The organism is Streptomyces pseudovenezuelae (assembly GCF_029892565.1).
Taxonomy (GTDB): Bacteria; Actinomycetota; Actinomycetes; order Streptomycetales; family Streptomycetaceae; genus Streptomyces; species Streptomyces pseudovenezuelae_A.
Genome location: NZ_JARXVH010000008.1, coordinates 102194 through 125857 on the forward strand (window position 1 = coordinate 102194; position 23664 = coordinate 125857).

21 protein-coding genes are annotated in these 23664 nt (G+C 70.6%); 6 read left to right on the forward strand and 15 right to left on the reverse strand.

Features of this window, described 5'->3' with window-relative positions; all coding sequences use genetic code 11:
* Positions 1 to 31 precede the first annotated feature (31 nt).
* From M2283_RS26165 to M2283_RS26195, 7 genes are all read right to left on the reverse strand, one after another.
* Positions 32 to 2260, reverse strand: a complete 2229-nt coding sequence (locus M2283_RS26165; RefSeq protein ID WP_280878818.1) for an MMPL family transporter — start codon at positions 2258 to 2260, stop codon at positions 32 to 34.
* 217 nt (positions 2261 to 2477) lie between these two features.
* Complete coding sequence (locus M2283_RS26170; protein WP_280878819.1) at positions 2478 to 3395, reverse strand: SDR family NAD(P)-dependent oxidoreductase; 918 nt, start codon at positions 3393 to 3395, stop codon at positions 2478 to 2480.
* A gap of 74 nt (positions 3396 to 3469) precedes the next feature.
* Entirely contained in the window at positions 3470 to 4708 is a 1239-nt protein-coding gene (locus M2283_RS26175; protein WP_280878820.1) for a cytochrome P450, read from the reverse strand.
* 30 nt (positions 4709 to 4738) lie between these two features.
* On the reverse strand, positions 4739 to 4933 hold the full coding sequence (locus tag M2283_RS26180) for a ferredoxin (protein WP_280878821.1): 195 nt from the start codon (positions 4931 to 4933) through the stop codon (positions 4739 to 4741).
* Between the two features lie 17 nt (positions 4934 to 4950).
* Complete coding sequence (locus tag M2283_RS26185; RefSeq protein WP_280878822.1) at positions 4951 to 6141, reverse strand: NAD(P)/FAD-dependent oxidoreductase; 1191 nt, start codon at positions 6139 to 6141, stop codon at positions 4951 to 4953.
* Between the two features lie 31 nt (positions 6142 to 6172).
* A complete protein-coding gene (locus M2283_RS26190; RefSeq protein WP_280878823.1) occupies positions 6173 to 6913 on the reverse strand; it encodes an SDR family NAD(P)-dependent oxidoreductase in 741 nt (246 codons plus the stop codon).
* A gap of 36 nt (positions 6914 to 6949) precedes the next feature.
* Positions 6950 to 7369, reverse strand: a complete 420-nt coding sequence (locus M2283_RS26195) for a carboxymuconolactone decarboxylase family protein (RefSeq protein WP_280878824.1) — start codon at positions 7367 to 7369, stop codon at positions 6950 to 6952.
* 237 nt (positions 7370 to 7606) lie between these two features.
* Here M2283_RS26195 and M2283_RS26200 point away from each other — a divergent pair, with 237 nt between their 5' ends.
* On the forward strand, positions 7607 to 9235 hold the full coding sequence (locus tag M2283_RS26200; protein WP_280878825.1) for a flavin-containing monooxygenase: 1629 nt from the start codon (positions 7607 to 7609) through the stop codon (positions 9233 to 9235).
* Positions 9236 to 9299: 64 nt separating this feature from the next.
* On the opposite strand, the gene M2283_RS26205 is transcribed toward M2283_RS26200, so the two are convergent.
* Both M2283_RS26205 and M2283_RS26210 read right to left on the reverse strand, forming a co-directional pair.
* Positions 9300 to 9695, reverse strand: a complete 396-nt coding sequence (locus M2283_RS26205; RefSeq protein ID WP_280878826.1) for a nuclear transport factor 2 family protein — start codon at positions 9693 to 9695, stop codon at positions 9300 to 9302.
* 24 nt (positions 9696 to 9719) lie between these two features.
* Positions 9720 to 10118 (reverse strand): nuclear transport factor 2 family protein, encoded by a 399-nt coding sequence (locus M2283_RS26210; protein WP_280878827.1) that lies wholly within the window; start codon positions 10116 to 10118, stop codon positions 9720 to 9722.
* Positions 10119 to 10279: 161 nt separating this feature from the next.
* Here M2283_RS26210 and M2283_RS26215 point away from each other — a divergent pair, with 161 nt between their 5' ends.
* Positions 10280 to 11329 (forward strand): cyclase family protein, encoded by a 1050-nt coding sequence (locus M2283_RS26215; RefSeq protein WP_280878828.1) that lies wholly within the window; start codon positions 10280 to 10282, stop codon positions 11327 to 11329.
* A gap of 64 nt (positions 11330 to 11393) precedes the next feature.
* Here the strand turns inward: M2283_RS26215 and M2283_RS26220 are convergent, their stop codons facing one another.
* Positions 11394 to 13397, reverse strand: a complete 2004-nt coding sequence (locus tag M2283_RS26220) for an alpha-ketoacid dehydrogenase subunit alpha/beta (protein WP_280878829.1) — start codon at positions 13395 to 13397, stop codon at positions 11394 to 11396.
* A 194-nt stretch (positions 13398 to 13591) separates the two neighbouring features.
* Between M2283_RS26220 and M2283_RS26225 the strand changes: the two genes are divergently transcribed.
* Entirely contained in the window at positions 13592 to 14299 is a 708-nt protein-coding gene (locus M2283_RS26225; protein WP_280878830.1) for a TetR/AcrR family transcriptional regulator, read from the forward strand.
* Positions 14300 to 14357: 58 nt separating this feature from the next.
* Here M2283_RS26225 and M2283_RS26230 read toward each other — a convergent pair whose 3' ends face one another.
* From M2283_RS26230 to M2283_RS26240, 3 genes are all read right to left on the reverse strand, one after another.
* Positions 14358 to 15512 (reverse strand): acyl-CoA dehydrogenase family protein, encoded by a 1155-nt coding sequence (locus tag M2283_RS26230; RefSeq protein WP_280878831.1) that lies wholly within the window; start codon positions 15510 to 15512, stop codon positions 14358 to 14360.
* A gap of 1 nt (position 15513) precedes the next feature.
* A complete protein-coding gene (locus M2283_RS26235) occupies positions 15514 to 16572 on the reverse strand; it encodes an alcohol dehydrogenase catalytic domain-containing protein (RefSeq protein ID WP_280879084.1) in 1059 nt (352 codons plus the stop codon).
* A gap of 78 nt (positions 16573 to 16650) precedes the next feature.
* Positions 16651 to 17439, reverse strand: coding sequence for an enoyl-CoA hydratase/isomerase family protein (locus M2283_RS26240; RefSeq protein WP_280878832.1), 789 nt, complete (start codon positions 17437 to 17439; stop codon positions 16651 to 16653).
* 186 nt (positions 17440 to 17625) lie between these two features.
* Here M2283_RS26240 and M2283_RS26245 point away from each other — a divergent pair, with 186 nt between their 5' ends.
* The gene (locus tag M2283_RS26245; protein WP_280878833.1) at positions 17626 to 19164 is read left to right on the forward strand and encodes an acyl-CoA synthetase; all 1539 of its coding nucleotides are present in this window, start codon (positions 17626 to 17628) and stop codon (positions 19162 to 19164) included.
* Positions 19165 to 19169: 5 nt separating this feature from the next.
* Positions 19170 to 19931: an SDR family NAD(P)-dependent oxidoreductase gene (locus M2283_RS26250; protein WP_280879085.1), complete on the forward strand. Its 762-nt coding sequence runs from the start codon at positions 19170 to 19172 to the stop codon at positions 19929 to 19931.
* Between the two features lie 27 nt (positions 19932 to 19958).
* Here M2283_RS26250 and M2283_RS26255 read toward each other — a convergent pair whose 3' ends face one another.
* Both M2283_RS26255 and M2283_RS26260 read right to left on the reverse strand, forming a co-directional pair.
* The gene (locus tag M2283_RS26255) at positions 19959 to 20468 is read right to left on the reverse strand and encodes a DoxX family protein (protein ID WP_280878834.1); all 510 of its coding nucleotides are present in this window, start codon (positions 20466 to 20468) and stop codon (positions 19959 to 19961) included.
* Between the two features lie 97 nt (positions 20469 to 20565).
* A complete protein-coding gene (locus M2283_RS26260; RefSeq protein ID WP_280878835.1) occupies positions 20566 to 21831 on the reverse strand; it encodes an amidohydrolase family protein in 1266 nt (421 codons plus the stop codon).
* 302 nt (positions 21832 to 22133) lie between these two features.
* Between M2283_RS26260 and M2283_RS26265 the strand changes: the two genes are divergently transcribed.
* Positions 22134 to 23591 carry an MFS transporter gene (locus M2283_RS26265; RefSeq protein WP_280878836.1) on the forward strand — a complete coding sequence of 486 codons (1458 nt, stop codon included), beginning with the start codon at positions 22134 to 22136 and terminating at the stop codon, positions 23589 to 23591.
* Positions 23592 to 23664 lie beyond the last annotated feature (73 nt).

The following is a 23664-nucleotide window of genomic DNA, read 5'->3' on the forward strand; positions in this document are numbered from 1 at the left end:
CGGTGCGAACGGGCACTCCTCGGTCGAGCCCTCAGCGGGCGCCCACCGGCTCCGCGTCCGGCGCCTCGTCGGCCGCCGGAGCGGTCGGGGCGGGCACCTTGCGGCTCAGCTTCTCGCCCTCGACATCGATGTTCGGCAGCAACCGGGCCAGCCAGCGCGGCAGATACCAGGCCTTGTGGCCGAGCAGCGAGAGAACGGCCGGCACGATCGCCATGCGGACCACGAAGGCGTCGAAGAAGACGGCGACCGCCAGGCCGAAGCCGATCATCTTGATCATCGATTCGCCGGCACCGATGAAGCCGGAGAACACCGCCATCATGATCAGCGCGGCGGCCACCACGACCCGGGCGCTGTGCCGGAACCCGGAGACGACCGCGGCCGCCGGCTGCTCGCCGTGGACGTACGCCTCCCGCATCCGGGCGACCAGGAAGACCTCGTAGTCCATCGCCAGGCCGAAGACGATGCCCACCAGGAAGATCGGCATCATGCTCATGATCGGGCCGGTGGTGTCCACGCCCAACAGCTCGGCGCCGTGGCCCTGTTGGAAGACCGCGACGACCGCGCCGAGGGCCGCCAGCACGGAGAGCAGGAAGCCGAGGGCCGCCTTCAGGGGCACGAGCAGGGAGCGGAAGACCAGCAGCAGGAGCACGATCGCCAGTCCGACCACCACGGCGAGGTACGGCAGCAGCGAGTCCTGCACCTTCTGGGCGACGTCGATGTCCAGCGCGGTCTTGCCGGTGACCTCGAAGGTCGCCTCCGAGTCCTTCTCGATGCCGGACCGCTCGTCGCGGATGGTCTTGACCAGGTCCTTGGTCTTCTCGTCGGTCGGGCTGGTGGCCGGGGTCACGGAGAACACCGCGGTGTCGCCCGCCTCGTTGAAGCGGGCCGGCGAGACGGAGACGACTCCCCTGGTGGCGGCGATGTCCTTCGCGACGGTGGCCGCGGCCTGGCTGGGATCGTCCGTGCCCTTGGCGTCGACCACGAGGGTCAGGGGCCCGTTGAAGCCGGGGCCGAAGCCCTTGGCGAGGGCGTCGTAGGCGCGGCGCTCGGTGGTGGAGGTGGGCTTGGCCTCGTCACCCGGCATACCGAGTTGGAGGTCCATGACCGGCGCGGCGACGGCGCCGAGGCCGACGACGCCGAGCAGGAGGACAGGCAGCGGGTGCCGTACGACGGTCTTCGCCCAGCGGGAGCCGCCGTTCTCGGTCTTGCGCAGCTTGCGGCGGTGGCGCCTGGAGTTCTTGCGGGCGCCGCGTGACAGCACCGCGTTCGGCCAGAAGCCGAGCATGGCCGGGACCAGCGTCAGGCAGATGAGGACGGCGACGAGGACCGCGCCGGCGGCGGCCAGGCCCATCTTGGTGAGCATCGGGATGCCGACGACGGAGAGACCGGCCAGCGCGATGACGACGGTGAGACCGGCGAAGACCACCGCGGAGCCCGCCGTGCCGGCGGCGAGCCCGGCGGCCTCGCGTGGTGCGTGGCCCTTGCCGCGCTCCTCGCGGTAGCGGGAGACGACGAACAGGGCGTAGTCGATGCCGCAGGCCAGGCCGAGCATGGTGGCCAGCGTGCCGGTGTTCTCCGAGAGACCGAAGGTCTCGGACAGGGCCATGATCCCGGTCATGCCGACGACGACGCCGACGATCGCGGCCAACAGCGGCAGGCCGGCGGCGGCCAGGGAACCGAACGTGATCAGCAGGACGACGGCGGCTATGGCGATGCCGATCGCCTCGGCCGCGCCTCCCGCGGACGGTTGAGTCGCGAGCGCGTCCCCGCCGACCTCGACCGTCAGACCCGCGTCCCGGACCTGCTCGATGGCGCGTTCGAGGTGGTGCTTGCTCGCGTCGGTCAGGTCGTCGGCCTTCGCCTGGAAGGAGACGGTCGCGTACGCCGTGGTGCCGTCCTCGCTGACGGCCTTCGCCTGGAAGGGGTCGACGGCGCCGGCGACCTGCGAACCGTCGGCGGCCTCGTCGAAGAGCTTCTCCACGGCCTTCTTGTTGTCGCCGGCGGTGACCTTCTGGCCATCTGGGGCGATGAACACGATCCGGGCGCTCGCACCGTCGGCGGCGGCTCCCGGGAAGCGCTCCTCCAGGAGGTCGAACGCCTTCTGGGACTCGATGCCGGGCATGGTGAAGCCCTCGTCGGCGGCCGCGGGAGCCTTGGTCGCGGCGAATCCGACGGCACCCAGCACCGCCACCCACACGAGGGCGACCAACCAGCGCCGGCGGAAGGCCGTGCGGCCCAGGTGGTAAAGGACAGTTGCCATGGCGGAAGGAGCCTCCACGTCAGCGGTTCGGAATGCGGGAAGAAGAGGAACCGCCTCTGTGGGGGATGTCCGCCCTGTTCAGGGCGTTGTGGAGAGGCGTCCGTCTCCGTGCTCCACGATTTCGTGAACCGCCGGGCGCAACGAGGGAGCGTGCTCCCGGACTCGGGGTGTAGCGGGCTACACCCCGAGTCCGGGCCGTCCCACGGGCGCCGGGCTCCTAGCCGAACCGGTGCTTGAGGAAGGAGCCCGTCCAGGCCATCAGGTCGGCGGGGACGTAGTAGCCCTTCTCGTCGTTGATGGCGTCCCAGTTCCCGGCGACGTCCTCGATCGAGGCGGGGCCGTCCTCGTGGGCGTATCCCTCGGTCGAGGCGATGAACAGCCGCGCGAAACGGCCGGCGCCGGCCGTGTAGATCTCGCCGCTGACAGGACAGTTCTCGTGCGCCAGGTACGCGACCATGGGCGCGACCGCGTCCGACGGCATGTACGGCTGTCCGGGCACGTCCGTCGGCTCCTCGGTGTCCGAACCGCCGCCCATGCGGGTCATCGCGGCCGGCGCGATCAGGTTGACCTTGATGTCGTGCGGCTCACCGGCCAGCTTGGCGCTGCGGGCGAGCCCGATCGTGCCGCCCTTGGCCGCCGCGTACGACAGGTTGTTGGGCAGGCCGAGCACTCCGCTCGACGTGGTCAGCACGACCCGGCCGTAGTTCTGGGCCACGAAGTGCGGCCAGGCCGCGCGCAGGGTGTTGAAGGAACCGATCAGGTGGACGGCGAGGTGGCGTTCGAGGTTGTCGAGGTCGACCTCGGGCAGGCCTGCCCAGCGGATGATCCCGGCGTTGTTGACGAGGACGTCGATGCGGCCGAAGTGCTCGATCGCGGAGTCGACGATCGCCTGCCCGCCCGCCTCGGTGGACACGTCGTGGGTGTCGGCGACGGCCTCGCCGCCGGCCGCCCTGATCTCGTCGACGACCTGCTGGGCGGGCCCGGTGTCGGCGCCCTCGCCGTCCATCGATCCGCCGAGGTCGTTGACGACGACCTTCGCTCCCCGCCGCGCCAGCAGGCGGGCGTGGGCCCGGCCGATGCCGCGGCCCGCGCCGGTGACGACCGCCACGCGTCCGTCGAAGCTGAATTCGCTCATGGATGACTCCGTACGTTGTCGGGCGGTGTCCGGCGGCTCCGGGCGCCCTGGGCTGACGGGGTGGCGGCCGGCGACTACCAGGTGACCGGCAGCTCCTTGATGCCGAAGGCCAGCGAATCGGCCGGGCGGAACTCCAACTCGGCGCGGTCCACCGCGAGGCGCAGGGTCGGGACGCGCCGGTAGAGGGTGCCGTAGACGACCTGGAGCTCGATCCGGGCGAGTTGCTGGCCGAGGCACTGGTGGATGCCCCAGCCGAAGGCGTGGTGGTGGCTCGCCTTTCGGGTGAGGTCGAGCTTCTGGGGGTCGGGGAAGGCGTCCGGGTCCCAGTTGCCGGCCGGCAGCGGGACGACGATGCCGTCCCCGGCCTTGATGTCGGCGCCCTCGAACTCGAAGTCCTGGTCGGCGATGCGGCGTTGGCCGTACTGGGCGACGGTCAGATAGCGCAGGATCTCCTCGACCGCGGGGGCCACGTCCTTGGTGTCGTCGATCGCGCGCAGCCGACCGAGCTCGTCGGGGTTGTCCAGCAGCAGCGCGGTGCCCAGCGTGATCATGTTCGCGCTGGTCTCGTGTCCGGCGATCAGCAGGATCATGGCCAGCAACGTGGCTTCGGGGAGGGTGAGTTCGCCCGCCCCGACCCGTGCGGCGAAGTCCGAGAGCACGTCCTCGGCCGGTTCCAGGGTCTTCTGCTGGATCAGCCTTGCCAGGTAGCCGCCGAGCGCCTCGCTCGCCCGCCGGTCGTCCTCGGCGGTCTTGTCGCTGCGGGTGGCGAAGGAGGAGTGCTCCTGGAAGAAGTCGTGGTCCTCGTAGGGCACTCCGAGCAGCGCGCAGATCATCAGCGAGGGCAGCGGCAGCGACAGCGCGGTCACCAGGTCCACCGGTTTGGGGCCGGCGAGCATCTTGTCGATGAGGTCGTCGGTGAACCGCTGGATCTCCGGCCGCAGCGCCTCCATCCGGGGGCGGGTGAAGGGGCGGGTCATCATGCGGCGGATCCGTGTGTGGTCGGCGCCGTCCGCGTTGAAGATGGTGAGCGGGTGGTGCGGGGCGTTCTCCGCCATGGCCTGGTTCGGGTAGGGGAACCCGGCCCGCTTGTCGTCGGAACTGACCCGGGGGTCGGAGAGGATCGCGCGCTGCGCGGCATGGCCCGTGACGAGCCAAGGGGTGCTGCCGTCCCAGATCCGGCCCCGGTTGACGGGGCCCTTGTCGTGCAGGGCGCGCAGCCCGGGCGACGGGGCGAACGGGCACTTGGCGTCGCGATCGTCCTGGTAGTCGTAGACCGGCTCGTCGGGGGCGGGTCGGAGGTCTGCCTCGGTCATGACGTTTCCTTCGGGGGTGGGGGTCGGTGTCTATTCCTCGATGCGGATGGCCAGCGCGGGGCACACGGCGGCCGCGTTGCGCACCTCGTCGGCCAGCTCCGGTGGCGGGTGCTCGTCGAGGACGACGACGATGCCGTCCTCCTCCCGCTGGTCGAACACGTCCATGGCGGCGGCCACGCACTGTCCGGCGGCGACGCACTTCTCCTCGTCGACGACAACCTTCATGGGTCTCTCCCGGTCGTTCAGGGGATGGGGGCGGGCGTGGACCGCAGCGCGTCCACGACTTCCTGGCGGCGCAGGCGCGTCTGCTTCGGCATGTTCCAGCCGAGCACGCCGGTGACCCGACCGCCGTGGTGGTACCGGGCGACGAACCGACGGGCCGTCACATCGCCCTCGACGACGTCCACTTGGGAGTCGACCGGCAGGAAGCCGTGGACCTGGAGCTTGGCGTCGTACTGGTCGGTCCAGAAGTACGGCACCGGCAGGTACGCCTGTTCCTCGCCGAGGAGCGTGGCGGCGACGGCCATGGCCTGTTCCGTGGCGTTCGTACGGTTCTCCAGGCGGAGCAGCCTGCCGAGGTGCTCGTGGTGCCAGCGGGCCACGTCGCCGACGGCGTAGATCCCCGCCGCGGCCCGGCAACGGGCGTCGCACACCACGCCGTTGTCCAGTTCGAGGCCGCTGTCCGCCAGCCAGTCCGTCGCCGGCACGGCGCCGATCGCGACGACCACGACGTCGGCCGGCAGCACCTCACCGGTGGCGAGCCGCACGCCGGTGACCCGGCCCCCGGCGCCGGTGAGTCCCGCGACGCCGGCGCCCATCCGGAGCCGTACTCCCCGTTCGGTGTGCAGTGCGGCCAGCGCTTCCGACACCAGCGGCCCCACCTGGAGGGCCATCGGCGCGGCGAGCGGGCCGGCGAGGGTGACGTCGAGGCCGAGGGTGCGTGCGGTGGCGGCGATCTCGCAGCCGAGGACGCCCTCGCCGACGACCACCAGCCGGGTGGCGGCCAGCAGGTCCGCGCGCAGGGCCAGCGAGTCGTCGAGGGTGCGCAGCACATGCACGCCGGCCAGGAGTTCCTGACCGGGCAGGGTCCGCGCCCGCACCCCGGTGGCGATCACGACCGCGTCCGCCCGCAGTTCGCGCCCGGACTGAGTGCGCACGGTCCGGGTCGGCACGTCCAGGGCGGTCGCCGGGTCGCCGAGGTGGAACTCGGCCTGCAGCCCGGCCAGGTACTCCCCGGTCCGCAGCTCCGTCCGCGCCGGTTCCCAGGTGCCGGACAGGACCTGCTTGGACAGCGGCGGCCGGTCGTAGGGCGGGTGCGGCTCGTCGCCGAGAACGGTGATCGCTCCGCCGTACCCTTTGCGTCGCAGCGCCTCCACCGTGGTCAGCCCGGACGCGGCGGCGCCCACCACGAGGACGTGCGCCGGGGCCGTCATCGGGTACTCCCGCGGGTGTGGTTCTTCGTACTCATGCGAGGTAGCGCCCACCGTTCGTGCTGAGCGTCTGACCGGTGACGTAGCCGGCCTCCTCGGAGGCCAGGTAGGCCACGGCGTGCGCGACGTCCTCGGGGGTGCCCGCCCGCTTCATCGGCATCGTGGCGGCGACCGCGTCCACGTCGACCGGCCCCTGGCGCACCAGCGGGGTGTCGATGAAGCCGGGCGGCACGTGGTTGACCGTGATCCCCTTGCCGATGTACTCGACCGCGAGCGCCCGGGTCAGTCCGATGACGCCGCCCTTGGACGCCACGTAGTGGGCCATGGCGGGCGCGCCGGTCTGCGCGGACGAGGAGGAGATGTTGACGATCCGGCCCCAGCCGGCCGCGAGCATGTCGGGCAGCAGCTCCTTGGTGACCAGGAACGGCCCCTTGAGGTTGATGCCGATCATGCGGTCCCACGCCTCTTCGGTGATGTCCGTGAAGGGCTGATAGGCCGTCGTCCCCGCGTTGTTGACGAGGATCGCGACCGGTCCCAGCTCCTCGCGCGTCCGCGCCGCGGCGGCGGCCACGTCGGAGGCGTCGGACGCGTCCCCGCCGATGGCGATCGCCCTGCCGCCCGCCTCCTGGATCGCGGCGGCGGTCTTCTCGGCGCCCTCCGCGTTCAGGTCCCAGACGGCGACCGCGGCGCCCTTGGCCGCCAGTACGGTAGCGATCCCCTGACCGATGCCCCGGGCGCCGCCCGTGACGACCGCGACCTTTCCCTGAAGTGACATGCGTACTCCTCGTGTGCCTGGTGACTGCGGCCGGGACTAGCTCGCCAGCGCCTCGCGAGCCGCGGTGCGGGCCGCCGTCGCGCGGGGGAAGCCGGCATAGCCGGCCGCGTGGTAGACGACCTCGGCGATCTCGTCCTCGGTCAGCCCGTTGGTCAGCGCGATCCGGACATGGGTCCTGAGTTCCGACTCGGCGCCGAGCGCGATCAGGATGCCCAGGGTGACCAGGCTGCGGTCGCGGTAGCTGAGGCCGTCCCGGGCCCAGATACCGCCCCATACGCTCGTCAGCCCGATCTCGACGAGGTCCTCGCCCAGCAGACCGTCCCGCAGATCGATGTCGCCCTCGGGGAACACGCCGGGCAGCGCCTGGCGCATGGCCTTCAGGCCCGCGGTCCGCAGATCGGACCCGGCCGTGGGTTCCGCGTCGCCCTCGGCGTTCGTGGCGTCCTTGGCAGTCATACACGGCTCCTGCTGTGCACGTGAGAAGGCGTCCTTCGCCTCGATCGAAAGTTAGATCAAACGGTCGGTACAATCAATGGCTGGAGCCGACCGGCACGCAAAACCTTCTCCACCGCACCCACCGACCCCATTGCCGGGGCCGACCCCCTCATCTACTCTCGACCTGAATATTCGACCGACCGGTCGAACTACGAAAACCCGCGGGAGCATCACCGCCCCTGTCACCTTGGAGGGCAGATGAGCGAATCGACGAAGGTGTCGAGCGCCCCGACCGACGTACTGGTCATCGGAGCCGGCGTCACCGGCATCTACCAGCTGTACCGGGCCCGCGAGGTCGGCTTCACCGTGAAGCTCATCGAAGCCGGCAGCAGTGTGGGCGGCACCTGGTACTGGAACCGCTACCCCGAGGCGCGCTTCGACTCGGAGAGCTACACCTACGGCTACCTGTTCTCCCAGGAGCTGTGGGAGGAGTGGGAGTGGTCCGAGCGGTTCGCCGGCCAGCCGGAGATCGAGCGCTACTTCAACCACGTCGTCGACCGCTTCGACCTGCGCCGCCACATGGTGTTCGGCGCGAAGGTGACCTCGGCGGTCTTCGACGAGGCGTCCGGCACCTGGACGGTGACGACGGACGACGGCACCGAGCGCCGCGCCCGCCATGTCGTCGCGGCGACCGGCATCCTCTCCGTGCCGTTCGTCCCGGACATCCCGGGCCGCGCCGACTTCCGCGGCGACCAGCACCACACCGGCCGCTGGCCCAAGGAGCCCGTCGACTTCACCGGCAAGCGGGTGGCGCAGATCGGCACCGGCTCCAGCGGGGTGCAGATCGTGCCGGCCATCGCCGACGAGGTGGCGCGGCTGACGGTGTATCAGAAGGTCGCCGACTGGGCCACGCCGCTGAACAACGGCCCGATCACGCCCGAGGAACAGGCCGCCCTCAAGGCGGACTTCGAGTCGATCCGCGAGACGCTGAACACCTCCGCGAGCGGGTTCCTGCACCAGATCACCATGCGCTCGGGCCTCGACGACTCCCCCGAGCAGCGACAGGAGTTCTACGAACAGCGGTGGAACGGCCCCGGGTTCACCAAACTGTCCGAGCACTACTACGACATGACGACCAATCAGACGGTGAACGAGGAGTGGTGCGCGTTCATCGCCGGGAAGATCCGCGACATCGTCAAGGACCCGGACACCGCGCGGAAGCTGATCCCCAAGGACCACGGCTACGGCGGCCGCCGTCCGCCCTTCGTGACCGGCTACTTCGAAGCCTTCAACAAGCCGGCGGTCGAGCTGGTCGACGTCAACGAGACGCCGATCACCCGGATCACCGAGACCGGGATCGAGACGCCGGACGGATCGCGGGAGTTCGACATCATCATCTGGGCGACCGGCTACGACTTCGGCACCGGCGCCCTCAACCGGCTCGGCGTGCGCGGTCGTCAGGGCCTGGCGCTCAAGGACCACTGGGCCGAGGGTCCGTCCACCTACCTCGGGGTCGCCGTGGCCGGCTTCCCCAACTTCTTCTTCCCCGGCGGCCCGCACGGCGCGCTGGGCAACAACCCGCGCTACGCCGGCGACCAGGTGGACTTCGTCACCGACGTGCTCGTCCACACCCGCGACCACGGCCACGACATCGTCGAGGTGACGGCCGGCGCCGAGCAGGAGTGGACGGACCTGGTCAACGACAGCGCCGCCCAGTCCTCCTTCCTGACGAGCAGTTACTTCTACGGGGCCAACATCCCCGGCAAGCCGATCCGGCAGCTGCTCAACCCGACCGGGCGGTGGAAGCTGCAGGAGCTGATCAAGGAGGCCGCCACCGGCGGCTACCAGACGTTCGCCTTCTCCAAGCCGGCGGACCCGGAAGCCTGACCACACGGGACGCCCGTGTCACCTGAGGATCAGGTGACACGGGCGTCCGGGCTGTTCGGGGCCCCTACGGCAGGAAGGTCGTGACCCGCCTGCGGAACCGCCACCCACCGTCCGCACGGACCAGCGTGTCCTCGTAGGCCCCGACCAGCAGTGGGGCCCAGGCCGTCTCGCCACGCACGAAGAAGACCAGGTTGCTGCTCGCCGTCACCTCGTCCCCGGGCGGCGAGGTGAGGACGGTGTTGCCCACGAGGTGCAGCTGCGGCCCCTGCGGTGCGAAGGCCTCGTAGGCCTTGCGGATCGCCTCTCGGCCCTCGAAGGTGCCTTGACCCGCGATCTCGGCGACGCCGTCCTCGGTGAACAGCTCGGAAATCAGGTCGATACGGCCCGAGTCGAGGGCATGGGCATAGGTGGCGATGGCGTTCTGCACGCCGGACAGGGCCGCTTCGGCGGATACGGTCATCGTCGGTCTCCCTGGAGGTTGGAATCAGGCCTGGTAGGTCGTGACGCGCCGCTGGATCAGCCAAGTGCCGTCGGTGTGCCGGAAGGTGTCCTCGTAGTGCCCGACGACCTGCACCGCCCAGCCCGTGTCGCCACGCTGGAAGAAGACGACGTCACTCACGGCCGTCGCCCCGTCGTCGGTTGTGGGCGTGACGACCGTGTTGCCCACCAGGTGCTGTTGGGGCTGTGTCGGCGCCCACCCCTTGAACGCCTCGCGCAGCGCGTCGTGCCCCTCGATCGGATCGGTGCCGGGCAGTTCCAGCACCGCGTCGGGGGTGTACAGCGCGACGACGTCGTCCGTGCGGCCCGCGTCCTGGGCCTGGGTGTGCGCGCCGATCACGGCCCGCACACCCGTCGCGACCCAGGCCGCTGTGGAATCACTCATTACGTCCTCCAGACTTGTTTCGACCACACAGTCTATTGCCCCTCTTGAGATTAAGGGAGAGGCTGCCCATCACAGCCTGAAAGATTTGTTGACCGAGCGGTCCAATCTCAATAGCATGCTGACGGCTGTCAACGGGGACCGTCGCACGAGGAGGCAACATCGTGACCAAGCGTTGGAAGCAGCGTCCGCCCGGCTCGACCTGGGGCGACTTCGGCGAGGACGACGAGCTGGGCCGTATCAACCTGCTGACCCCAAAGAAGGTGCTCCAGGGGGTGCGTGAGGTCGAGCGCGGCATCGCCTTCAGCCTGAGCCTGCCGCTCGACTATCCGGGCGGAAGCTCGTTGAACCAGCGCCGGTACCCGCCGATCCTGCGGCCCACCGAGAACCTTGAGCACAAGCAGGACGTCTTCTACAACATCAAGGCGCGGGAGCACTTCTCGCCGCACCTCACGGACGTGTGGTCCGACGACGTGGTGACCCTGTGGCTCCAGTACTCGACGCAGTGGGACGCCCTCGCCCACCAGGGCCAGGAGTTCGACGCCGACGGTGACGGGGTCGACGAGGCCGTCTACTACAACGGGTACCGGGCCGACACCGACATCGTCGGACCGCAGGAGGACGCCAAGGGGGACGGCAGCGGCAGCCTCGGCTTCGCGCGGCACCTCGGCCTGGAGCACATGGCGGAGCACGGGGTACAGGGCCGGGGCGTCCTGATCGACCTGGCCCACCACCTGGGCACCACCTGGCAGGCGGTCAACCTGAAGACTCTCCAGGAGATCATGGCCGCGGACAGCATCGTCGTCGAACCCGGCGACATGCTCCTCCTGCACACCGGTTTCGACACCGCCGTGATGGCCTGGGGCAAGAACCCGGACCCCGTGGGGATCCACACCACGGCCTCCTACCTCGACGCCTACGACCCGGCGTTGCTGGAGTGGATCGCCGACTCGCAGATCTCGGCACTGATCGCGGACAACTACGCGGTCGAGGGCGTCGGAGTGGGGCCCGAGGACAACACCCCGCACTCGCTGCTCCCGATCCACAACCTCTGTCTCTTCAAACTCGGCGTCCCGCTCGGCGAGCTGTGGTACCTGGAGAAGCTGGCCGCCTGGCTGCGCGAGCACCACCGCAGCCGCTTCCTGCTCACCGCTCCCCCGCTGAACCTCCCGGGCACGCAGGGCAGCCCGCTGACACCGGTCGCGACCGTCTGACGGTTCCACGAGGCGACACGACGGAGGGCCCCGGGATCACCCCGGGGCCCTCCGCGTACGTGTCTCAGACGGCCGCGATCCGCCGCACCGTCTCGGCGATCGTGTCCCGGGAGGGCAGCCACAGCCGCTCCAGCGACGGCGCGTACGGGGCCGGGACCGAGGGCGGGGCGACGCGGGTGACCGGGGCGTCGAGGTGCCAGAAGCCCTCGTCGACGGCGAGAGCGGACAGTTCCGCGCCGACGCCGAAGTCGCGTACGGCCTCATGCGCGATGACCAGGCGGTTGGTCTTGGCGAGGGAGGCGAGGACGGTCTCGCGGTCCAGCGGGGCGATGGTGCGCAGGTCGACCACCTCGACGCTGACGCCTTCGCCGGCGAGGAGTTCGGCGGCGGCGAGGCAGTCCTGGACCATGCGTGACCAGGAGACCAGGGTGATGTCGGTGCCCTCGCGGACCACCTTCGCGCGGCCCAGCGGAACGAGGTGGTCGGCCGGCGGGCGGGGGGCCTTGAGGCCGTACTGGAGGCGGTTCTCGACGAAGACGACCGGGTTGGGGTCCTGGATGGCGGCGCGCAGCAGGCCGTAGGTGTCGGCCGGGTTGGAGGGCATGACCACGGTCAGCCCGGGGATGTGGGCCAGCAGTGCCTCCAGGCTCTGGGAGTGCTGACTGCCGGAGGAGCGGCCCGCGCCGAACTGGGTGCGCACGACGAGGGGCAGCGAGGCCCGGCCGCCGGTCATGAAGCGAAGCTTGGCCGCCTGGTTGAGCAGCATGTCGAGGCAGACGCCGATGAAGTCCATGTACATGATCTCGACCACCGGCTTCATGCCGGCCATGGCCGCCCCGACCGCTGTACCGAGGATCGCGCTCTCGCTGATCGGGGTGTCGCGGACCCGGCCGGGGAAGGCCTGCGCGAGGCCGCGGGTGAGGCCGAATACGTTGCCGCCCGCGCCGACGTCGATGCCCGCGACGAAGACGGTCGGGTCCGCCGTCAACTCGTGCTCCAGGGCGAGGCGTACGGCGTCCATGGTGCGGAAGACCTCCCCGTCGGCCGGGGCGGGCTCGGGCACGGCCGCGCGCGGGGCCGAGACGAAGTCGTACAGCGTCTCCGGGGCGGGCTCGGGAAGGGCGCGCGCCCACTGGACCGCCGCCTCGATCTCCTTGTCGATCTCCTCGTCGACGGCGTCGGCGAGGGCGGTGGGCACACCCGCGTCCGCGAGGTGGCGGCGGGCGAGGAGCAGGGGGTCGCGTTCCTTGGCCCCGGCGACCTCCTCGGGGGTGCGGTAGCGCTCGGGGTCGCCCTCGTAGTGGCCGTGCCAGCGGTAGGTCTCGGCCTCCAGCAGGACCGGGCCGCCGCCCCTGCGCAGGCGTTCCACCACGTCCGTCATCATTCCGGCGACGGCCAGGACGTCGTTGCCGTCGACGTGCGCGTAGCCGATGCCGTATCCGGCGGCGCGGGCGGAGAGCGGGGCGCGGTGCTGTTCGGAGGCGGGCGAGAACTCCGAGTAGTGGTTGTTCTCGCAGAGGAAGACGACGGGCAGGTCCCATACGGCGGCCAGGTTGACGGCCTCGTGGAACATTCCCTGGGCGACCGCGCCGTCGCCGAAGAACGCGACGACGACGTCGCCCGCCCCGCGCAGCTTGGCGGCGGTGGCCACCCCGGCGGCTATCGGCAGCCCCGCGCCGACGATGCCGTTGGCGCCGTAGATGCCGAGGCCCGGGTCGGCGATGTGCATGGAGCCGCCGCGGCCGTGGCAGGTGCCCGCCTCCCGGCCCATCAGCTCGGCCATCATCGGCGCCGGGTCCAGGCCCTTGGCCAGGACGTGGCCGTGGCCGCGGTGGGTGGAGGTGATGCCGTCGCGTTCGCCCAGCGGCCAGCAGGCGCCCACGGCGGTGGCCTCCTGGCCGATCGACAGATGGAGGAAGCCGGGGATCTCCGTCGCCTTGTACAGCTCGGACGCCCGCTCCTCGAAGCGGCGGATCCGGCGCATCCGCCGGTACATTTCCAGGAGTTGGTCCGCGTGGGCGGATCGGGTCCCGACGCCCGCGTCGGTGGACTGCGGTGCCTGAGTCATGCGCGTCCTCGCAATGTTCGCGCCAAGGGCGCTGCCCCGCGCCGTCTGGCTCGCCTTTTAATGTACCGTCTGGTCTAGCAAACAGAAGTGACGACGTCCCGGGGTCCGCTGTCCCCCCGGGCGCCCCCGCGGCGCCCGGTGCGGTTCCTGGGTTGGGTCGGTTCGACACGTCGTCTCGTCAGGGGAGAGATGCGATGCCACGACCGCCGGGTCATGGACCGGACTTCGAGGTCCGCCGCCAGAAGATCATCGATACGGCCGCCGAGCTGTTCGCCCGCCAGGGCTACGCGGCGACGTCCGTCAACGACCTGGGCCGTGCGGTGGGGCTCGCCAAGGGAGCGCTGTACTACTACATCGGCTCCAAGGAGAACCTGCTGATCGAGATCCAGGGGCGGGTGATGAGCCCGCTGCTCTCCCGCACCCGGCAGATCGCCGGCCTCGACACGGATCCGCTGCTCAGACTGCGGCTGCTGTCCGAGTCGCTGCTGACGATCATCTTCCACCGCCTCGACCACATCTGGGTCTACGAGCACGACTACCGCAGCCTCACCGGTCCGGAGCTGCAGACCCTGCTGGGCCAGCGCTCGGAGTTCGAGCAGCTGATCACCGGCCTGCTGACGGAGGCCGCGGAGCAGGGCAGCCTCCGGGTGGCCGAACCGCGCCTGGCGACCCTGCAGTTCCTCAATCTGCACAACCACACCTACCAGTGGGTGAAGCCGGGCGGCAGGTGGGATCCGGCGTACCTGTCCCGCGAGTACTGCGCGACCCTGTTCCGCGGCTTCGGCGCGGCCGACGCCGACCTGGCGGAGACCGAGGAGCGGGCGACGGCGTTCAAGCGCGACCGCGCGGAGCTGCCGCTCGACCCCGAGGCGGTCTGGGAGCCGGCCCCGGTCGGGCGCTGATCCCGTCCCGCGGTGCGCTCCCGCGCACCGCGGGCCGCGGCCGTACGCCGGGGCCGGCTCACCCCTGCCTCAGCAGGGCTCGCGCGATGACGTTGCGCTGGATCTCGTTGGTGCCCTCGCCGATCTCCAGGATCTTCGCGTCGGCGTAGAAGCGGGAGATCTCCGACTCCCGCATGTAGCCGTAGCCGCCGTGGATCTGGACCGCCTGGGAGGCGGCGCGGTTGGCGACCTCGGAGGTGTACACCTTTGCCATGGCGGCCTCGGTGCTGTACGGGCGGCCCTGGTCGGCGAGCCAGGCGGCACGGTAGACCATCCAGCGGGCGGCCTCGACCTCGGTGCCGATGTCGGCGATCTTGTGGGCGACCGCCTGGAAGTCCGCGAGCGGGCGGCCGAACTGGTGGCGCTCCGCGGCGTGTTTGACCGCGAGGGCCAGCGCGGCCCTGGCCAGGGAGAGGCCCAGGGCGGCCACGCTGATCCGGCCCTTGTCCAGCACCGACAGGAACTGACGCAGTCCGTTGCCCTCCTCGCCGATCAGATGGTCGTCGGGGATCCAGCAGTCGTCGAAGACCAGCTCCCGGGTGTCCATGGCGTGCCAGCCGAGCTTCTTCAGCTTGGGGCCGCAGCTGTAGCCGGGGGCGCCGGTCTCGACGTAGAAGGTCGCGTACCGCTTGCGTCCGTCGGCGTCCCGGCCGGTCACGGCGAGCAGGGTGACGCCCTGGCTGATGTCGGTACCGGCGTTGGTGATGAACATCTTCGTGCCGTTGAGCACCCAACCGCCGTCCGCCCGACGGGCGGTGGTGGCGATGCCGGCCGCGTCGGAGCCGGCGTCCGGCTCGGTCAGGCCGAAGGCGCCGATCGCCTCGCCGCGGGCAAGCGGGGCCAGCCAGCGCCGCTTCTGCGCGTCGTTGCCGTAGGTGAGCAGCGGCAGGGTGGCGATGGTCGAGTGGGCGTTCCAGGAGGAGGCCACCGACTGGTCGGCCGCGCCGAGTTCCTCCATCACCGCGACGTAGGACACCATGTCGGAGCCCGCGCCGTCGTACTCCTCGGGCACCAGCATGCCCATCAGGCCGAGTTCGCCGAGCTTGGTGAAGACCTGCGTCGGGAAGTGCTCGTTCTCGGACCACTCGGCGGCGTGCGGGGCGATCTCCTTGGCCGCGAACTCACGCACCATCTCCTGCAGGTCCCGGGTCTCCTCCGGCAGGTCGAAATCCATGTCACAGTCCCTTCGGGGTCAGCAGAACCTTGAGATGGCGGGCCCGGTCGGCGGCCAGGTCCGCGAGGACCCCGGCTCCTTCCGAGAGCGGGAAACGGCCGGTGACCAGGGGCGCGGCATCCAGACGCCCGGTGCTCATGAGGTCGATCACGCGGGCGATGTCGTGCTGGTAGCCGAGCGTGCCGAGCACGGCACGCTCGTAGAAGACGAGCTGCCCCATGTCGAACTCGACCTTCCCGTGGCCGACTCCCGCCAGGACGACCCGTCCGCCACGGCGCACGGTGGCGACGGCCTGCGCGGCGAGGGCGGGCACACCGGTCGCGTCGATCACGACGTCCGGTCCGATCCGGCCGGTGCGCACGAAGACCTCGCGGCGTACGTCGGTCTCGCGCGGGTCGAACGCCTCGGTGACGCCCAGGTCCAGGAGCCGTTCCCGGCGTTCCTTGAGCGGTTCGCTGACGTAGAGCCCGGCGGCGCCGGCCAGTCGTGCCGCGAGGATCACGGCGAAGCCGATGGGGCCGCCGCCGACGACCAGGACGTTGTCACCCGGGCGCACTCCGCCGCGGGTGACGGCGTGCAGGCCCACGGCGAGGGGTTCGGCGACGGCCGCCATCTCGTCGCTGACGTTGTCGGGCAGGCGGGTCAGTCCCGCGAGGGGGACGGTGACGCGCTCGGCGAAGGCACCGGGCGAGGCGAGGCCGACGGAACCGCTCTTCGGGCAGATGTGGTACTCGCCGCGCGCGCACCAGTAGCAGGCCCCGCAGCGCCACACGGGGTCCGCGGTCACCCGGTCGCCGACCGCGATGCCCGGCACCTCCGCGCCCAACGCGAGGACGGTGCCGCTGAGTTCATGGCCCAGGGCGAGCGGCGGAACGGCTCCGGTGAGGGGGTGCGGCTCGGTGCGGATCATGTGCGGGCCTTCGAGGTACTCGTGCAGGTCGGTGCCGCACACTCCGCACCAGGCCACCTCCACGACCGCCTCGTGCGGCCTCGGGTCGGGCGGGTCGGGCAGTTCCTCCAACCGCAGATCACGCGCACCGTGCCAGCGCAACGCCTTCATCGTCTCCACCCCTCTCCTGTCGTACGGCTCCCGTGCCGTACGGCTTCTGCGCAACCGGGCCGAGCTGGAAGCCCGGCCCTAGCCGTCCCGGTCCTCGCCGGTGAACCGCGCCTTTCCCGGGCCGTGTTCGAGGAAGGAGCGAATGCCGTGAGCGGCGTCCGCGGTGCCGAAAACCCCGGTGAACAGGGACCGTTCGAGCGCAAGACCGGCGGACAGGCCCCCGTCCGCTCCGTGGTCGACCGCATCCTTGATCGCCTCCAGTGCGGCCGGCGGCCCCGCGGCGAGCCGGCGGGCATAGCCGAGCGCGGTGTCGAGGACCGCGCCCGGTGGGACCACCTCGTCGACGAGCCCGAGGCGCAACGCCTCCTCGGCGCCGACCCGTCGGCCGGTCATCAGCAGGTTCTTCGCGCGCGCCGGGCCGATCAGCCGGACCAGGCGCTGGGTGCCGCCCGAGCCGGGCATGATGCCCAGCTGCACCTCGGGCTGACCGAGGACCGCGTCCTCGGCCGCCACCCGGTAGTCGGCGGCGAGCGCCAGCTCCAGGCCGCCGCCGAGCGCGTACCCGGTGATCGCCGCGACGACCGGCATGGGGAGCCGGGCGATCTCGTCGAAGGTCCGCTGCAACGCCCGGTTCCAGCCCCGCACTTCCTCGGAGCCCATCGCGGCCAGCGCCTTGATGTCCGCGCCGGCCGCGAAGAGCCGCTCCCCGCCGTGGAGCACCACGGCACGTACGCCGCGGGCGTCCGCCAGGTCCCGCGCGCACGCGGCGAGTTCGACGCGCTGCCGGTCGTCGAACGCGTTCATGGGCGGATGGTCGAGCCGGACCGTGGTGACGGGTCCGTCGGGGTCGAGGCGGATACGTGGCACGAGGGCCCTCCTCGTCTTGGGCCGGTCCGCTGAAGAGCGGCATCGCCGGTGGTCGGACGGCTTGTCGCTCGGCACGGGTCGTCGTAGAGTGCTGAAAAGTTTTATAGACCAAGAGGTACACTAAATCTTGGGAGCGAGCAACCGACCGGTCGGGACATTCCCGGCCACCGAGCCGAGAGAGTTGCCGTGCACAATTTCGCGAGCATCCTCGATTACCACCTGTCCCAGCGACCGGACGCCGTGGTGATCACCCAGGCAAAGCAGCGCCTGACCGTGCGGGAGCTGCACGAGCGGGTGAACCGACTGGCCGCCGGGTTGGCCGAGTTGGGGGTAGGGCGCGGTGACGTGGTGGGGCTGCTGCTCTACAACCGACCCGAATTCCTGGAACTGCTGTACGCGGCGGGCCGTCTCGGCGCGGTATTCCTGCCGCTGAACTACCGGCTGTCCGAAGAGGAATGGCAGTACATCCTGGGTCACGCCGAGGCCAGGGTCCTGGTGACCGAGCCGGAGTTCACGCGCGCGGCGGACCGGATCGCGGCGAACGTGCCCGGTCTGGAGCACCGGATCCAGGTCGGCGGGGCGGCGACCGCCCGGCCGTGGACCGGCTACGAGGAGTTGCTCGCCCGGCACCCCGGCGCCCGCGTCGAGCCCGTCGAGGCCGGGCCGGACGACCTCCAGCGCCTGATGTACACCTCCGGCACCACGGCCCGCCCCAAGGGCGTGTGCATCACCCATGGGAACGTGCAGGCCAAGAACCTCGCCCACATCGTCCACTTCGGCCTGACCTCGGCGGACACCACGCTGGTGTGCGGCCCGCTCTACCACGTGGGCGGGCTCGACATGCCCGCCCTCGGGGTCCTGTACGCGGGCGGAAGCGTGGTCCTGCAAAGGAAGTTCGACCCCGAGGGCGTCCTGCACGCGATCGAGGAGCACGGCGTCACCAACGTGTGGCTGGCGCCCGCGATGGTCAACGCGGTCCTCCAGGTCCCGGACCGCGACAGCTACGACACCGCCTCCGTGCGTTTCGTGCTGGGGGGCGGCGAGAAGACGCCCGAGCCGGTGCTGCGGCGGATCATGAACGCGTTCCCCAACGCCTGGTTCGCCGACGCCTACGGGCTGACCGAGACCGTGTCGGGCGACACCTTCCTCGACCGCGCGCATGCGCTGACCAAGCTGGGGTCGGTGGGCCGCCCGGTGCCGCACACACGCGTGCGGATCGTCGACGACACCGGCAAGGAGGTGCCGGCGGGCGAGTTGGGCGAGATCACCCTGCGCGGCCCCAAGGTCTTCGCCGGGTACTGGCGCGACGAGAAGGCCACCGCGGCGGCCCTCAAGGACGGTTGGTTCCACACCGGGGACATCGGACACGTCGACGAGGACGGCTTCCTGCACGTCGACGACCGCAAGAAGGACATGATCGTCTCGGGCGGCGAGAACATCGCGACCCCGGAGGTCGAACGGGTTCTGTACGAGCACCCCGCCGTGCTGGAGGCGGCGGTGGTCGGCCTGACGCATCCCCGGTGGGGCGAAGTGCCGCGCGCCTTCGTGGTGTTGCGACCGGAGACGGACGCTGGAGCGGCGGAGCTGCGGGAGTTCTGCCGGGCCCGCCTCGCGAAGTTCAAGGTGCCCGCCCGGATCGACTTCGTCGCCGAACTGCCCCGTACACCCTCGGGCAAGGTCCTCAAGCGGACCCTGCGCGACCTGCCCGCGGAGGACCGGTCTTGAGCAGTGTGAACAGCGAACTGCGCCTGGACCGCAGGACGGTGTGGGTGACCGGGGCCGGAAAGGGACTCGGGCGGGCGATCGCCGTCGCTCTCTCGCAGGCCGGGGCGACCGTGGCGGTGACCGCCCGTACCGCCACGGACCTGGAGCGGCTGGAGTCCGAACTCGCCGCGCACGGCGGCAAGGTGCTCGTCGTCCCCGGGTCGGTGGCGGACTCCGCCGCCGTGCGGGACATGGTCGAGCGGATCACGGGGTGGGCGGGCCGTCTGGACGCGGTCGTCAACTGCGCCGGGATCAGCCCGCACTTCACCCGCAGCGAGAAGGTCACCGACCAGGACTGGCAGCAGGTGATCGACGTCAACCTGCAAGGCACCTTCTACTGTTGCCGCGAGGCCGGCAAGGTGATGCTGGAACAGCGCTCGGGTTCGATCGTCAACGTCTCGTCCGTGCACGCCCGTACCGGCTTCGAGCGGATCGCCGCCTACGCCGCCAGCAAGGGCGGGGTCGAGGCCCTCACCCGGGCGCTGGCCGTGGAGTGGGCGGATCGCGGTGTGCGGGTCAACTCCCTTGCTCCCGGCTACTTCCAGACCGACCTCAGCTCCGGGCTGCTGGACAGCCGCTGGGGCGAGCGGATCGTGCGCGGCACTCCCCTGGGCCGGGTGGGCGACGCCGACGAGCTGGGCGGGGCCGCGGTGTTCCTCGCCTCGGACGCGTCCCGGTTCGTCACGGGCACGACCCTCACGGTGGACGGCGGCTGGACGGCCCACTGAGGGGACGGTCGGGGCGAGTTGAGGAGGTCAGCCGGCGTCCCCTTCGGTGGCCGCCGGCGGCCGGTAGGACGTGCCGAGGAGGCCCAGCGCGGCGCCCACGCCCGCCACCACCGCGGCCACGGGCCACCAGGAGCCGGTGGTCTCGAATCCGAGCGCGTTGTCCAACGACCAGGCGCCGGGACCGACGCAGGCGATGCCGACCGCCACCAGGCCGACGAGCAGCACGTACTCGCAACCGCCCTTGAAGACGAAGTAGCCCTTGCCCCGGTGGTCGGTGAGGGCGGCCACCAGCATCAGGCCCACGTACGCGGCACAGGCCGGGCCCGTCAGGAGGCCGAGGCAGAGGAAGGCTCCCGCGGCGATCTCCAGACCCGTGGCGAGCCGTGCGTGCACCCAGGCCGGGCGCAGCCCGAGCGAGGCGAACCAGGCGGTCGTACCGCCGAGTCCACCGGGCCCGAATGCCTTGTTCCCGCCGTGGACGAACAGCATCAGCCCGAGGGCCGAGCGGATCACCAGCATGCCTGCGTCATGACCCATGGCCGTTCTCCGACTCCTCGTCGCGTCCGGGAACACCGCTCGGTCCCGGCCCTCGCAAGGCTCGGGACCGCAGAACCTCCGTCGGCTCGACCGCGGTTCAGGCGTCCTCGGCGACCTTCACCGGGGCCAGCTTCCGGGACCTGTCGAAATGGACGACGTCGGCCAGGGTGCCGCCGAGGATGGCGGCGCGGTCCTCGTCGTTCACGCCCTCGAAGTTCTCGGCGATGCAGTCGGCGCTGCTGCGGAAGGTGCCCTCCGCGTGCGGGTAGTCGTTGCCCCACATGACGGTCGACAGGCCGGTGATGTGGCGGGCCTTGACGGCGGTCGGGTCGTCCGCGAACTGCACGTGGATCTGACGGCGGACGTAGTCGGTGGGCTTGAGCGGGTAGGGCCACTTGTCGTTGATCGCGAACAGCCGTCCCATGGCGGGCTGTTCCTTCGGCGAACGGTTGTCGTCCCAGAAGCCGAGCCACCAGTCGGGGTCCTGCCCGGTGCCGGTCTTCCATGCCTTGTCCATGTAGCCCATGAAGGAGACCAGCCAGCCGGCGGTGTACTCGATCAGATTGAAGTGCAGGTCGGGGAAGCGCTCGCACACGCCGCCGCCGACCAGGCTCGCGATGATGCCCTGCGGACCGGCCACGGCCGACCCGACCGAGCTGCCCATGGTGCGGCCCGCCACCATGTCGTCGGTCAGGTTGCCCTTGCCCATGTTCATGGCCGTCATCAGGCCCCGCACGGTCACCGCCGTCTCGGACACGTCCTCCCTGACCCGTACCCCGCCGGTGGCCACGTGGATGAACACGGGCATCCCGTGCGCCTGCGCCGCCGCCCACACCGGGTCGTACTCCCGGGCGTAGTACGGCAGGGGCGGGATCTCCGGGAGGAGGATCGCGCCGAGCCCCAGACGCGCGCACCGCTCGATCTCCGCGACGGCCTCGGGCACGTCGGTGAGCGGGATCGCGGCCGTCGGACGCAGCCGGTCCTTGTAGGGGAGGTAACGCTCGACGAGGTAGTCGTTCCACACCCTGGCATGCGCCATGGAGAGTTCGTGGTCGTCCGTGAACAGGACGAACAGCGAGAGGTTCGGGAACATCACCGAGGCGTCGACGCCGTCGAAGTTCATGTCCCGGACGATGTGTTCCGGATCGCCGTCCGGGGTCTCCCCGCCGGTCTGCCGGTACTTGGAGATGGTCCAGCCGTCGAAGCCGATCGTGTGCAGTTTCTTGAACTCCGTGTGCCCGCCCGGAACGATCGGCTCGTCGAGCGTGAACTCCTCTTCCCACAGGGCCCGTTCCCTGAGGCTCTTGGGAAGCCGGGTCTTGAACAGGTCGACGGGCTCGATGATGTGCGAGTCGCCCGACACGACAAATTCCTTGAACACAGGGCCTGCCTCTCTCCGAACCTCGTCGTTCGCTCCGCCACCGATCGGTTCGGGCACCGCGCTTCGGCGTTACGTATACCGACCGGTCGTTCTACGATTAGGTCTACTCCCGCCCGCTCTTCCTCGTCAAGGGGAACGGCGACCGCGGTGCGCGGCGAGTCGGAGCGATTCCCTCTGCGCGACTCATTGATTGTACCGACCGTTAGGTCTACGTTACGGCGCACTCCCCCACGCCGCCCTCACGCTCTCCCCACACCCTCCGACGCACCACGGAAGGCCCCCGTATGTCCGAGACCCGCACCGCTGCCCCGCAGGCACCCGAGCCCACCCGCTCCTCAACGCGCAACGCGCTCGTCCTCGTCGCGCTCGTCTGGACCGTCCAACTGGTCGCGCTCATGGCCGCGTTGTCCGGCATCGCGCAGGCCGATGTCGCGATCCACTTCCGGACCACCGACATCGCGTGGTTCACCCTGATGACCCTGCTGACCGGGACCTTCTTCCTGCCCTTCGCGGTCAAGGCCGCGGCCCTGTTCGGCAAGAAGCGCGTCCTGCTCGTCGCCACCGGGCTGGGCTTCGTCGGCGACCTGGTCGCCGCCCTGGCCACCGACTACCGCACCCTGCTGATCGGGCGCGGCATCGCGGGCGTCTACGCCGCCACCGCCCCGCTGGCCTACGCGATCACCCGCGACGTCTTCCCGCGCCGCTGGGTCGGACTCGCCAGCGGCATCCTCGCCGGCGGGATCGGCCTCGTCGCCTTCGGCGGGCCGTTCCTGTCCGGCTGGCTCCTGGACGACTACGGCTTCCGCGGCGTGCTGTGGTTCATGGCCATCAGCACCGCCGCGAGCTTCGTCCTGGTGGCCGCCTTCGTACCCGAGAGCCCGATCCGCACGGCGGGCGGCCGAATGGACTGGGCCGGCGGAATCCTCCTCGGCGCAGGAGTCACGGCGCTCGTCTACGCCGTCGGCCAGGGGTCGCACTGGGGCTGGGACAGCGGCAGGTTCGTCGGCTACGTCATCGGCGCGGTGATCACACTGGTCGCCTTCGTCCTCGTCGAACGCCGGGTGGCCGAACCCCTGTTCCCGCTGTCCATGACCCGGCGTCGTCCGGTGTGGACCGTCCTGCTGGCCACATCCGTCGCGGCCGGCTCGCTCAGCGCCGTCGGCGTGGTGATCCAGCTGCTGATACTGATGCCGAACATCCCCACCGTCTCCGAAGGACTGGGCTGGTCCGGGACCCACAACGCCATCGTCACCAGCCCGATCAGCGCCATGATCATCGTGGCGGCCGTCGGCACCGGTGTGCTCGCCCGCCGGATGGACGCACGCGTCATCCTGGGCACCGGCTCCGCGCTCACAGTCCTCGGCTACGGCATCGGCACCCACCTGCACCACAACGCCGCGCAGATCGTCGAGATGGGCCTGATCGCAGGGCTGGGCACCGGCATGGTCATGGCCATCGTGCCCATCATGATCATCGAGGTGGTCACCCCCGAGGAACAGGCACTGGCCAACGGCATGCAGACCCTCGGACAGGGCGTCGCCCAGATCGTCGTCTCCCAGCTGGCCTTCGTGGTCATGGCCCAGAACGGCGCGATCCTCAAGGGCACCCAGTTCTACCTGGACGCCGGTTTCACCAACGGCCTTTGGCTGGTGGTCGGTTGCTGCACCCTCGGCGCGCTGCTCGTCACCCTGATCCCGAAGAGCAAGCGCCTCGACGAGGTGCCGGCGGGGCAGGCCGCCTGATCGTGATGCCGGTGAACAGTGAGCCCACCCGATGGCCGTTGGCTTTTCTGATCGATATCGATCAGAAACCTGT